The 12,840-nt window shown below is 47.9% G+C and carries 12 protein-coding genes; 8 read left to right on the plus strand and 4 right to left on the minus strand.

Features of this window, described 5'->3' with window-relative positions; translation table 11 throughout:
- Positions 1-21 precede the first annotated feature (21 nt).
- Both KNQ02_RS07350 and KNQ02_RS07355 read left to right on the plus strand, forming a co-directional pair.
- Positions 22-1,734 (plus strand): ABC transporter ATP-binding protein, encoded by a 1,713-nt coding sequence (locus tag KNQ02_RS07350; RefSeq protein WP_214771770.1) that lies wholly within the window; start codon positions 22-24, stop codon positions 1,732-1,734.
- Positions 1,735-1,886: 152 nt separating this feature from the next.
- Positions 1,887-2,747, plus strand: a complete 861-nt coding sequence (locus KNQ02_RS07355; protein ID WP_214807749.1) for a DUF4003 family protein — start codon at positions 1,887-1,889, stop codon at positions 2,745-2,747.
- Positions 2,748-2,785: 38 nt separating this feature from the next.
- On the opposite strand, the gene KNQ02_RS07360 is transcribed toward KNQ02_RS07355, so the two are convergent.
- Both KNQ02_RS07360 and KNQ02_RS07365 read right to left on the minus strand, forming a co-directional pair.
- Positions 2,786-4,033, minus strand: a complete 1,248-nt coding sequence (locus tag KNQ02_RS07360) for a lysine N(6)-hydroxylase/L-ornithine N(5)-oxygenase family protein (RefSeq protein WP_214807751.1) — start codon at positions 4,031-4,033, stop codon at positions 2,786-2,788.
- 77 nt (positions 4,034-4,110) lie between these two features.
- Positions 4,111-5,334, minus strand: coding sequence for a S1C family serine protease (locus KNQ02_RS07365; RefSeq protein WP_235195225.1), 1,224 nt, complete (start codon positions 5,332-5,334; stop codon positions 4,111-4,113).
- Positions 5,335-5,436: 102 nt separating this feature from the next.
- Between KNQ02_RS07365 and KNQ02_RS07370 the strand changes: the two genes are divergently transcribed.
- Entirely contained in the window at positions 5,437-5,793 is a 357-nt protein-coding gene (locus KNQ02_RS07370) for a DoxX family protein (protein WP_214801127.1), read from the plus strand.
- A 43-nt stretch (positions 5,794-5,836) separates the two neighbouring features.
- Here KNQ02_RS07370 and KNQ02_RS07375 read toward each other — a convergent pair whose 3' ends face one another.
- Entirely contained in the window at positions 5,837-6,601 is a 765-nt protein-coding gene (locus KNQ02_RS07375) for an SGNH/GDSL hydrolase family protein (protein WP_088836746.1), read from the minus strand.
- 126 nt (positions 6,602-6,727) lie between these two features.
- Here KNQ02_RS07375 and KNQ02_RS07380 point away from each other — a divergent pair, with 126 nt between their 5' ends.
- The 4 genes from KNQ02_RS07380 (at position 6,728) to hfq (ending at position 10,333) form a co-directional block, all read left to right on the plus strand.
- A complete protein-coding gene (locus tag KNQ02_RS07380) occupies positions 6,728-7,648 on the plus strand; it encodes an ABC transporter ATP-binding protein (RefSeq protein ID WP_029333260.1) in 921 nt (306 codons plus the stop codon).
- Positions 7,641-8,639: an ABC transporter permease gene (locus tag KNQ02_RS07385; RefSeq protein ID WP_034801277.1), complete on the plus strand. Its 999-nt coding sequence runs from the start codon at positions 7,641-7,643 to the stop codon at positions 8,637-8,639. The genes KNQ02_RS07380 and KNQ02_RS07385 overlap by 8 nt, the downstream gene beginning before the upstream one ends.
- 469 nt (positions 8,640-9,108) lie before the next feature.
- On the plus strand, positions 9,109-10,062 hold the full coding sequence (gene miaA, locus KNQ02_RS07390) for a tRNA (adenosine(37)-N6)-dimethylallyltransferase MiaA (protein WP_088836747.1): 954 nt from the start codon (positions 9,109-9,111) through the stop codon (positions 10,060-10,062).
- Positions 10,063-10,084: 22 nt separating this feature from the next.
- Positions 10,085-10,333 carry an RNA chaperone Hfq gene (gene hfq, locus KNQ02_RS07395; protein WP_029333264.1) on the plus strand — a complete coding sequence of 83 codons (249 nt, stop codon included), beginning with the start codon at positions 10,085-10,087 and terminating at the stop codon, positions 10,331-10,333.
- A gap of 155 nt (positions 10,334-10,488) precedes the next feature.
- Here hfq and KNQ02_RS07400 read toward each other — a convergent pair whose 3' ends face one another.
- Positions 10,489-11,463: a tyrosine-type recombinase/integrase gene (locus KNQ02_RS07400; protein ID WP_088836748.1), complete on the minus strand. Its 975-nt coding sequence runs from the start codon at positions 11,461-11,463 to the stop codon at positions 10,489-10,491.
- Between the two features lie 134 nt (positions 11,464-11,597).
- On the opposite strand from KNQ02_RS07400, the gene hflX reads away from it, so the two are divergent.
- Entirely contained in the window at positions 11,598-12,839 is a 1,242-nt protein-coding gene (gene hflX / locus KNQ02_RS07405) for a GTPase HflX (RefSeq protein WP_088836749.1), read from the plus strand.
- Position 12,840: the final 1 nt, after the last annotated feature.

Raw genomic sequence — 12,840 nt, forward strand, 5'->3', positions numbered from 1 at the left:
AGCTAGGAGGGGAGTTTACAAATGTTAAAACGATTTTATCAATACTACATACCGCATAAACGCTTGTTTTGGCTCGATTTTTCGTCAGCCTTATTCGTCGGTATACTCGAGCTCGCGTTTCCGCTTGCCGTCCAGTGGTTCATCGATTCTTTGTTGCCAGAAGGCGAGCTGAACTGGATCATCTTAGTCAGTGTCGGTCTACTGTTGCTTTATGTCATCAGTACGATGATGCAGTTCGTCGTCAATTACTTCGGACATAAGCTCGGTATCAACATCGAGACCGACATGCGGCGCCAATTATTCGGACACGTTCAAAAACAGTCGTTCCGCTTTTTTGATAACACGAAAACAGGGCACATCATGAGCCGGATCACAAATGACTTGTTCGATATCGGGGAACTGGCTCACCACGGACCGGAAGATGCCTTCATTGCCGTGATGACGTTACTCGGTGCCTTCTCAATCATGCTGACGATTAATGCGCCGCTTGCACTCGTTACCGTCATTGCTGTTCCGTTCCTGATTTGGTTGATTAGTTTCGCCAACGTCCGGATGAATCGTTCGTGGGACAAGATGTACGGCAATATCGCCGAAGTCAACTCCCGTGTCGAAGATAGCGTCTCAGGCATTCGTGTCGTCCAGTCGTTTACGAACGAAGCCCATGAAGTTGCACGGTTCGAGCAAGACAATGCAACGTTCCGTCAATCGAAGATCAATGCCTATAAAGTCATGAGTACGAGTCTGTCCGGTATTTACTTGACGACGCGGCTGATGACGCTCGCCGTTCTTGTGTACGGTGCCTATTTAAGTTACAACGGCCGCCTTAGTTACGGCGAACTTGTCGGGTTCATTCTCTACATGAATATTTTGCTGAAACCGATTGATAAAATCACGGCACTTCTCGAACTTTATCCGAAAGGGATGGCAGGTTTTAAGCGATTCGCTGAAATGATTGATCAGGATGATGAGCTGAAGGATGCGCCAGACGCAATCACGGTCGATCGTCTGCATGGTGCAATCGAGTTCGATGATGTTAGTTTCGGCTACGAAGCCGATCGATTGATTTTAAAAAATATCAACCTGTCCGTTGAACCCGGTCAGACAATTGCCTTCGTCGGAACGTCGGGTGCCGGGAAAACGACGATTTGTTCCTTAATCCCTCGCTTTTACGATGTTTTAGAAGGAGCGATTACGATTGACGGCATCGATGTAAGGCAGATGACAAAAGCTTCGCTCCGCCAACAAATCGGTATCGTTCAACAAGACGTCTTTCTCTTTTCAGGGACGATCGCTGAGAACATTGCTTACGGAGATTTAACGGCGAATCGGGCAGACATCATCGCAGCTGCCGAGCGCGCCCATCTCGGACAGATGATCGCTGATTTACCGGAAGGGTATGATACACAGATTGGGGAGCGGGGCTTGAAATTATCCGGGGGACAAAAGCAACGGCTGGCGATTGCCCGGATGTTCTTGAAGAATCCGCCGCTATTGATTCTAGATGAAGCGACATCTGCTCTTGATACGGAGACGGAAGCGATCATTCAAGAATCGCTCGCGGAACTCTCGAAAAACCGGACGACTTTAATCATTGCCCATCGTCTCGGGACGATTCGAAATGCGGACCGGATTCTCGTCGTCACGAAAGAGGGCATCATTGAAGACGGTACACATGACGAATTGATTAAAAATGGTGGTTATTTCTCCCGGTTACTTGAAAAACAACGGGTCTGACATGCCTTTAAAAACCGGGTACCGGCTGTCTTTTCATTTGAAAGACGAGGTGAACCCGGTTTTTTCTTTTGAGGAACTTCGACGCGCATAGTCAGATTCGGGAATGATTTGTCAGGAAAAGGGGAAAACAGAACCGAAGGGAGGGCGCTTTGATGTACGGATTATTTTGTGAAAACTACAATAAGACCTATGCCATTCTCCGCGAGGAAACGTCCCACGACTTCCGCCGTTTTTTTGCCTTATCGTATACGATTCAAGACGTCGTGTTCGACCGGGCGGCCTACGATCGCTTAGCGCATGCCATTAAACGGAAGACAACACGCTTTTCAGCACTTCAAAGTCGTTATACGCCACTGCTGATTTCGCAACTTCAACTTTATAGCGACCGACCGGAACAGTTAGTCGAGCAAGTGATTGAAGCTGAAAAGCATATTAAACGGCGCTTCATCAAAGACAAAGCCGTCCGCCCGTTTTTTGCCCTTGGAGAGCTCTTGAATCGACAGCGCGGTACGGACGCTTTGCCGGTCGTCGAACACTTTCGAGCAGAACGCACGGGGTTGAATGTGACGAAACAATACGTCGTCACGGCAGCATTGATGGACCAAAAACAATTGCTCGCATCCTTCGTCGAGGATGTCAAGACGAGTGAAGAATGGCTCAGTAAATGGATGGGACCGTCAAGCGAACGATTGATTGCCGCTCAAATCCTTGCTACGTCAAACAATCAAGCAGAACAAAAAAAACGGATTGAAAATTGGGTGGACATGCTTGAAAAACGGGAAGTTCGCATGTTTGAACGCCTATTCCCGCTACTCGCCCTGTTACGTTCGACTGATCGTGTCGACTTGATATACGTGACACGGGTCGTCGACCGGGAACGGTCGCGGAATCGGTTTTCCGAAGAAGTCAACTGGTTGCTTGCGTTTCATCTATTACTCGCTAAAGCGGGGCATAGCCGGTTGCAGTCAACCTTACTTGTACTCGAAACGCTTGAATTGACGAAAAAACGCTAAAAAGTAGCTCGCCATATATTTGGCGAGCTACTTTTTGGTCAGTCGAACGTCGTAAACGTTGCATGCTGTTCGACAGGATACAACTCTTTCCCGGCGACATCATTTAAAATCAATTGATTTCGCGAGACCGACATCCCTAGATTGTCGGCGGCAGGACCGTGCGAAAGCTCTAAGTTCGTCGTCGCGTACAACTGATGATTTGTTGCGATGGAACGAACAATCCGGTAATTCGCATCGACTTTCCAAGCCTGATCACCTTCGAACTCGATGTTCAATCGGTCAATGAAGCGCGGTAATGCCGGGACGAAACCGGTTGCTGCGACAACGGCATCCGTGTTCGATGTCCGGACTTGGTTGAGTTCCGTATGACGCATTTTAATTGCAAATGACGTATCGTGCGTAATTTGTTCGACCTCAAGATTTGCGCGAATCTGGACGCGGTCTTTTTGATCCGTCGTCAAATCATAGAGGTGTTCGTAAATGGCCTGTAAGGTTTCCGGACTGATCCCGTTTTGCGACCGCGTGAATTTCGAAACGGCCTCTTGCCGTGTTTCAAGTGGTAATTGATTAAAATACGTGACATAACTCGGTGAAAAGATTTCTTCGCCGAGTTTTCCGGTCTCAAGCGTTTCAAAAATCGTCGAACGTGAAATCCACTCGAGTTCGAGATCCGGCGAGCGGTCGCTCGTCAATAGATCAAGGAAAATTTCTGCTGCACTTTGACCCGATCCGACGATGGAAATTTTATTTTTCGACAGGAGCTGTTCTTTTTCCATGACATATTGTGTGTTGTGAATGACGCTTGAATCAAACGTATCGGGAATTGAAGGTTTAGCCCCTGTTCCGATGACGACGTTACGTGTTTCATATGTCTTCCGTTCACCCGTCTTGACGTCTTCGACAAGCACCTCATAACTATCACCCGTGTCCTGAACATCAATGACGCGGGTCGAAAAACATAAGTCATCGAGTTGGGTCGCGACCCATTTCAAATACGAATTGTATTCTTGGCGCGAAATCAATAATTTTTCATAAAAATAAAATGTATGCAAACGATTGATGGAACGCAAGTAGTTTAAATAAGTAAAAGAAGACGTCGGATCAGCAAGTGTGACTAAGTCAGAGATGAAACTCGTTTGCATCATCGAGTCTTTAATCATCATCCCGGGATGCCACGAAAATTGTTCGCTTTCATCAAAAAAAAGTGTCCGTAATGGTGTCGGATGAGCGAGTGCGCTCAACCCTAAATTCATCGGTCCAATCCCGATGCCGATCAAATCATACATAAAGAGAGCCCCCCAAAGATATTGTTCTAAAACAATACCCGATATGGGAGGCAATTGAAACGTCTTGATGTGGAAGATTATAACTGATCGGTTGTCGTCGTCGTTGTTTTAACAGTTGATGTTTTACCATCGCGGATGATCGTCAACGTGATGTCACCGTCCGATTTAATCAGTGCCGTTTTGATGTCGACAAAACTCTCAATCGCCGATCCGTTAATTTTCGTGATGACGTCACCTGTTTTCAGCTTCGCGGAGGCAGCCGGACTGTTCGGTTCAACTGACATGATGACGACACCGGTTTTTTGGGATTCAGGCAACTTGACTTGATCAAGCAAATAACCGGCCGGGAAGGCGGAAACGTCCTGCAAGGCGACACCAAGCGTCGGATGCTTGACTTCACCGGTCGTTTCAAGCTGTTTTAAGATGGGCAGCGCATCGTCGATCGGAATGCTGAAACCAACGCCTTCGACGCCCGTTTCAGCAATCTTCATCGAGTTGATTCCGACGAGCTGACCTTGTTCGTTGATTAAGGCACCACCAGAGTTACCGGGGTTGATGGCTGCATCGGTCTGAATGACGGTCGTATTGAAGTCATCTTGCCCATCGCTGTTCGTGTCGACAGGGACCGTCCGGTCATTTGAACTGACGATTCCACGTGTGACGGAGTTTTGGAATTCACCGAGCGGGTTTCCGATGGCGAGCACGGTTTGACCGGCTTTTAAGTCAGCCGATTTTCCGACCGTGATGACAGCGGGAACGTCTTTTGCGTCGACCTCGAGGACGGCAAGATCGTATGTTGCGTCGCTACCGAGTAACTTTGCACTCAAAGTGTTACCGTCGTTTAATGTCACTTCGAGTTTCGAGGCACCGTCGACGACGTGGTGGTTCGTAATGATGTAGGCCTTTCCGTCTGCTTTTTTATAGATGACACCGGAACCAGAGCCGCTCGCCGCTTCTTCTTGCGTCATGCTGTTACCGGTTTGGTAGTTCGTGACGGTCACGACCGATTTTTGGGCGGATGCGACGGCGTTCGTCACAGGGTCATTTGATGTCGTTGAAACTTGTTTCGGCATCCCGTTTGAAAGAGGTGTATCGGCAACTTGTTGTTCTTGATCCATCAAAAGTGGAAAGGCGATCGTTGCCGTCAAAACGGCACCGATGATGCCTCCTGTCAGTCCGGGTAAAAGTTGTTTTGTTTTTCCTGCCATATCGACCATTCCTTCCGTATCAATTTCTATTTTTACTGTATCAGATAACCAAACTGAAAATGAAATTGCGGACGTTTTTCCAAAATGACTCATCATTCCCCACAATTGATCGACAGTTTCTTATAGTTGAGCGAAAAGGATTCGTCCGTTACACTGAGTTTGGTTCTTACTTATATCAACGGGGAGATGGAAGTCATGAAGTATGTTTTACGTTTGTTGTACGGTGGAGGATTATTATTTGCTGGGGTCGGTCATTTTCGAAACGAAAAAGGATTTGTCAGCATCATGCCGTCCTTTATTCCGTTTAAGCGGTTTTTCGTTCAAGTGACGGGTATCATCGAAGTTTTGTACGGCTTCATGTTGTTGACAGGTAAAGGTGTCGATATCGTTCGCAAGACACTACCTGGCTTTTTATATGCCGTCTTACCGGCGAACGTCAACATGGCCGTCAATCCACAACCCATCAACGGTAAAAAATTGCCGGCCTGGGCGTTATGGACACGTTTGCCGCTGCAATGGGTCTTAATCGCCTTAGCCAAACGTCTGAAATGAAATGAAGCCGCCGAGTCGATGTGATTCGGCGGCTTTCTTTGGATTAAAAACGTTTATTTACAGCGAGCAGGGAAGCTTTCGCAATTTGTTCGTACGTTGAATCATTCGGGTGGAACTGATCACTTGAGAGATCGCGTTTGACGTCACGGACTAGGTTGAACGTATCGATGACTTCAATATCATATTCGAGTCCGAGTTGACGCGACTCGGCATTCCAATTTTGGACGATTGCGTCAAATGCCTCCCCATTTTCACTGGCACGGAAAGGATTATACAGTCCGACGTAGAAGATGACGGCATCCGGATTTTCATCTCGGAGGATTTTAAAGGTCTTCTCCAAGTTGGTTTGAGCTGATTTAATCGTATCAGCAGTCTTTTTTGCATCAAAGTTTGCGACACCTTCACCACGGTTGAACAAATCATTCCCGCCAATCGTCACCGAAATGACTTTTGCCTGGCTAAGGGAGCGAAGGACTTCTTTTTGTTCAAGTTGCTTCAGTAGATCTTCCGTCCGGGCTCCGCTGACGGCGAGATTTTGGAAACGTTCGACGGTGTTGTCTTTTGTAAGTTCTTGACCGACGATTGCTGCATAACTGTTTCCGTTCGAAGCACCGACGCCGCGTGTCAACGAGTCACCTAAAGCGACGTAAGTCCCGCCTTTTGCAACGGGTTCTTCTTTCGTTGGTGTCAAGACCGCCCGTTTTGGTGGATTAACGACGTCGTTATAGGCGCTTGCAAATCCGTACCCGAAAAGTGCGGTCAAGATGAGCGAAACGCTTAAAAATAAAGGCCAAGCATATCGTTTCATGAATCGTTCCTCCTTTTACTGTTACGATGATTGTAGCAAAACTTTAGAAAATGTGCGGTTTTGAAGTGCTTAGACGAGTCAAATCATTCATTATTCCGCTAGAATAGACCATAAGAGGTGAGAAACGTGAATCCAACTGTAAAATTAGAATCGGTCACGAAGGTGATTGGAAAGAAAACGATTATCGATAACATTTCGTTTGAAATCTTCCCAGGTGAAGTCTTTGGATTTCTCGGTCCGAACGGGGCAGGGAAAACAACGACGATCCGGATGCTCGTCGGATTGATTAAACCGACGTCGGGTAAAATCACGGTCTGTGATTTTGACGTCCGCAAACAATTTGTTCAAGCGATGGAGCGGATCGGCTCGATCGTCGAAAACCCAGAGCTTTACAAATATTTGAGTGGGCGCGAAAACTTGCGTGTCTTCGCCCGGATGTTACCGAATGTCGATGAAGCTCGGATTCAAGAAGTGATTGACTTGGTCGACTTGACGGCGCGGGTCGACGATCAAGTCCGGACGTATTCCCTCGGGATGCGTCAACGCCTTGGAATCGCCCAAGCCTTGCTCGGTCGTCCAAGTGTTTTGATACTCGATGAACCAACAAACGGACTCGATCCGATGGGGATTCGTGATTTACGGCAATTCATTCGGAAGCTCGTTGATGAGACAGGATTATCAGTTTTAGTCTCGAGCCACATCCTGGCTGAGATTGAGATGCTCGCTGACCGGGTCGCCATCATGAGTTACGGCAAAATCGTTCAAGTCGGGACGGTCAAGGAGCTCGTCGAGTCGCTTGCTCCAGGTGTCGACTGGCGGGTCGATGATGCCTTCAAAGCAAATGAAATTTTATCCGCGTCTGAAGACGTCCAGGTCTCTGAAGTCGTTGACGCGAATACCGTCCATACATTGATGGATTCAAGTAAGACACCGGCACTCAATAAACAGCTGTTTGAAGCCGGCGTCGAAGTCTGGACGATTGAACGAAAAGTCCAGACGCTCGAAGATCTCTTCATCACCTTGACGGGGGGAGATCATATTGCGTAATCCGAACATGCTTGGTCTCGTCCGCAACGAAGTGACGAAAATTGCTTCGAAAAAGCGCTTCGCCGTCGTCGCGATCATTTTAGTCGTTCTTGTGTCGATGTTTACGTATGCACAGTATCGTGACATCCAAGAACAAATTAAGAAACAAGGTACGCTCGATTGGCGTGTCGAACTGCAACAAGACATCGTCGATACACAGAATCGCCTGGCCTCGAGCAGTATTCAAGACGAGTTCCGCCAGTTTTTAGAATTTGATTTAAAACAGAATCAATACTACCTCGATAATGATATCAATCCGAACTATCCGGGTGCGCCGACGTTCATCCGCATTTTCTTCTCACAAGGATTAACGTTAATCTTACCGCTCTTCATCATCGTCATCATGGCGGACATCGTCAGCGGGGAGCAAAACGACGGAACGATCAAGACGCTTCTGTCGCGACCGGTCCGGCGCTGGAAAATTTTGATGGCGAAATGGATCACGGTTTTACTCTATACCTCGATGCTGATGGCATTGACCGCGTTCGTCTGTTACGCGATTTCCGGCATCGTCCTCGGGTATGACGGCTGGACCGCCCCGATTTTGACCGGGTTCCAAGCATCGCCGAGCGGGACGTTCTCGACCGAATTCGTGCATACGATTCCGATGTGGGAATACCTCCTGATGGCAATCGGTCTCGCCTGGATCGTCACAGCCGTCGTCGGAACGATTGCGTTGATGGTCTCTGTCCTCGTCAAGAATACGGCGACCGGGATTGGCATCATGATGGCAGTCTTGATTTCCGGAACATTGTTGACGACACTCGGTTCGAGCTGGACAAGTTCGAAATACCTCGTTAACGTCAACTTTGGACTAATCAATTATCTGGATGGTCAAGCACCACCGATTGAAGGCATGACGTTGCCATTCTCGCTTGCCGTCCTTGGCTGTTGGACAGTCGCGACACTTGGAATCGCCTTTTGGAACTTTACGCAAAAAGATATGTATTAATAAAAAACCCCCTGTCCCGAACTCGGAACAGGGGGTTTTCGCAACGGGCAAGCCCGTCACTTGGAATCGAGAGGCAGAGCCTCTAATGGAAAGCCGATGCAGGTCAACTTCCGCGCTACGTACCAATCGTATCTTAATCATAGCGATTCCATTAATTGGTGTCAAACATGCTCGAATGGGTTTACAGTTGTCGCAAATTGTAAAAAGGTAGATAACAGATAAAAGAGGAGGGGCTATGATGGCAGATTGGGGTATTATGTTGACAGGGTTAGTGATTTGCGGATGGTGTGTATTCAGCGCAATTTATGACGACTTCATTCGTCGTGTCTAATATTTTTTTCGTAACAAATAGGGTACATGTCCTTTTTCTTCAGGATAGGTGCTCTTTTTTTGTCTTAAAACGGCTACGGCAGAATTGTGAATTATGGTACACTGACATCAAAAATGATCAGTGTAGGAATGGTGATGCATAGTGAAACAACCAGTCATCGTCATCGTCGGTCCGACTGCGGTCGGAAAAACGAAGACAGGTATAGAATTAGCGAAGCGCTTGAATGGTGAAATCATCTCCGGTGACTCCGTTCAGGTCTATCAAGGAATGGACATCGGTTCAGCGAAAGTGACAGAAGAAGAAATGGACGGTGTAGCGCATCATATGCTCGACCTTGTCAATCCGGATGATGAGATGAGTGTTGCTCGTTTTCAGACGCTGGCACGTCAGGCGATTGCGGACATTGCAGGTCGAGGGAAATTGCCAATCATCGTCGGCGGGACCGGGTTATACATCCGGGCGATTTTGTATGACTATCAATTTACAGCACAAGCGGAAAATAAAGAATTGCGGCAGGAGCTGGAACAATTTGCAGCGGAGCAAGGCGTAGTCGCACTCCATGAACGCTTGCGTCAACTCGATCCGAATCGGGCAGAGGAAATTCATCCGAACAATGTGCAACGGGTCGTCCGGGCGATTGAAGTCGCCGAGAGTGGACAGACACAAACGTCCGGTAGTGAACCGAGCTTATATGAGAGCTTGCTGTTCGTCTTACATATGGACGACCGGGATCGCTTATATGACCGAATCAATGAGCGGGTCGATTTGATGGTGGGGCAGGGACTCGTCGAGGAAGTCCGGCAGCTTGTTGACGCCGGCTTCGCCGATACGAAAGCGATGCAAGCAATCGGCTACAAGGAAATCGTCCCTGTTTTGAGTGGCGCGCCACTTGAACCGGCGGTCGAACAGCTCAAACGTAACACGCGACGCTTCGCAAAACGGCAGTTAACCTGGTTCCGTCATCAATTTGATGGCGTTTGGGTAGAAATGGGAACGATTTCATTTGAACAAAACTTCAAAATTATCTATGATAGAACAGTAGGGTTTCTGAAAGCGGTTAACTCGGACTGGCCTGAAGACAGAAACAGATAAAATAGAGGGGGCACGGGGTCTTATGAAAGCGACATACAACATTCAAGACTATTTTTTAAATCAATTACGAAAAGATGCGGTTCCAACAACCGTCTTCTTAATCAGTGGGTATCAATTACGGGGATTAATCAAATCATTCGATAACTTCACGGTAATCCTAGAATCAGAAGGAAAACAACAACTGATTTATAAGCATGCCATTTCGACGTTCGCGCCGGCACGTAACGTGACGTTGTACGAACAAGAGGAAACGGAAGAAGTATCGCGTTAAACAAGACGGCCGCGGGGGCCGTCTTGTAAGAAATGCAATCCATTTAGATGAAAGGTCACTGCGAAGTGACTCTTCATCTTTTTTTGTGGAGGATGACGAATGGTCCAAGAAAAAGATGCCGGCGTCTTGTACCATTTGCCTTTACAGCACATTCATCATAATAACTCTTTTAATTCTTCAAATGCTTCCGCGTATCGTCTTAACGAGACGTCTTTATAGAGACATGTCTTCGTCAGGCGGTCTTCTGTCGTCATCTCGTCGACATACGTTTTCAAGATGAAGCTGTTACGGAGCATCGACGGGGTGATCAATCGTTTGTTATCCGACCGTTCATTGAGTTGCCGCATCATTTTCGTGATCATGACGATCGAGAGCTGCTTCGGCGCATTTTTACTATAGAGCCAGCGGAACGTCATCCGGGCGAAGTCGAAGGCGACGAAAAACGGGTCCGTTGTATGATAACGTGGACGGACGGGTTCCGGAACGGTCTTCAAGTAACGGAGCATGACGTCCTGATCCTCGCGCTCGATATGCAATTTGTACGTGTTCCCGAGCCGGTCGTGGACGAGCATCTCTTGCTGGGCAAAATTGAGGTCTTGCATCTTCAGCCCGATGATGTGGTGAACGCGTAGTCCGTACCGGTAGAACAACCGTAAAATCAATTCATTGCGGTCGATCAAGTACGGGCGGGCGACGAGCTGATGATCGGTCAAACCGCGGTCGGACTGATTCGTCCGGATCAACTGGTCATATTCTTTCTGCGACGCGACATGGTGTGGACCGAGCTCATGGGTCGGCTGGGCATACTCAATTAGTTTTGCTTTTGATTGTCGGATTTGATAGTTCAATTGATTGATGACGGTGACGATCCGGGCGACCGTCGCTTGTTTATAGAGTTTTTCTTCGATCAAGTATTCGTTGATGAATGTCTTCCAGGCATCGAGCGAAATTGCTTTGAAATCATCAATCGTCTCGAGCGGTTGGTCGACTTCCGTCATGTACCGGTGAACCTCGATTAAATCATAACGGTAGCGTCGGACGGTCGAGTCCTGTCGACCGCTGACCGTTAAATAGAGGAGATACCGTTCGATGAACTCGGGCAACGTATAATCCAGTCGTTCGCGTGCCATGTTCCGCCTCCTTCAACCTTGTTATTCTTATCATAAACCGAACGAATGTTTCCTGTCCAAAAAAGTTCAGACGGATAGCGGCGTGTGGTATGATTAGGGACGCAGAATGTCTTTATCTTGAAAGGAATGATTTTATGTCAGAACGCGTTATTGTCGTCGGTTGTCAGCTCCCCGATGTGGCAGACCATATTTATGCAGAATCGGTCGCGGAGCTTGAAGCACTCGTCACGACTGCGCACGGGGTCGTCGTTGGACGACTCGATCAAAAACGGCAGGCAGTCGATCGGCGTACATTTATCGGAAAAGGGAAGGTCGAGGAACTGGTCGCGCTAGCGGAAGAACTCGAACCGGATTTAATTATTTTTAATGCAGAAGTCACTCCCGGTCAGATGAAGAACATCCGGATTGCACTTGAAGACCCGGAATCGATCAAATTGATTGACCGGACCCAATTGATTCTCGATATCTTCGCCGGACGTGCCCAGTCACGGGAAGGGAAACTTCAAGTCGAGCTCGCGCAAATGAGTTATTTGTTACCGCGTCTCAGTGGACAAGGAACGCAACTGTCACGTCTTGGTGGCGGAATCGGGACACGTGGTCCGGGTGAATCGAAACTTGAGACGGACCGTCGACACATCCGTCGCCGTGTCGATGAAATCAAGAAACAGCTTGAGACGTCGGTCGCACACCGGGCCCGTTACCGGGAACGCCGTAAAGAAAATCAGACGTTCCAAATCGCGCTCGTCGGGTATACGAATGCCGGGAAGTCGACGATTTTCAATCGCTTGACGCATGCTGACACGTATGAAAAAAATGAATTGTTCGCGACGCTCGATCCATTGACACGTCAGTTCGATTTACCGGAAGGCGGACAAATCCTGTTGACGGATACGGTTGGTTTCATCCAGGACCTTCCGACGAAACTGATTGCTGCCTTCCGTTCGACGCTCGAAGAAGTGCTTGAAGCCGATTTGATCCTCCATGTCATTGATGCTTCGAGTGAACATTATCTCAACCAAATGCAGACGACGAACGATGTCCTCGATGAGCTCGGAGCGGGTGATATTCCGCAACTCGAAGTCTTCAATAAAAAAGACCAGTTGACAGACTTGTTCGCCGGCGGAAAATTGCTGATTTCAGCACTCGATCCGACTGATATCGAACGGTTAACGCTCGAAATCGAAAAGTCGATCAGTGAGATTTTGGAATATCTCGAAATCCGGATTCCGGTCGAGGCGTTTGCCCACTACAACCCGGCAAAAGAAGTCATGATGAATTTAAAAGAACAATATGAAGAGGATGGATCGGTCACGCTCAAAGGGTACTTGCGTAAAGACACGCGTCTCTACTCGACATTGAAACAATACGAGGTGTAAG

Source organism: Exiguobacterium sp. s102 (genome assembly GCF_018618635.1).
Lineage (GTDB): Bacteria > Bacillota > Bacilli > Exiguobacteriales > Exiguobacteriaceae > Exiguobacterium_A > Exiguobacterium_A oxidotolerans.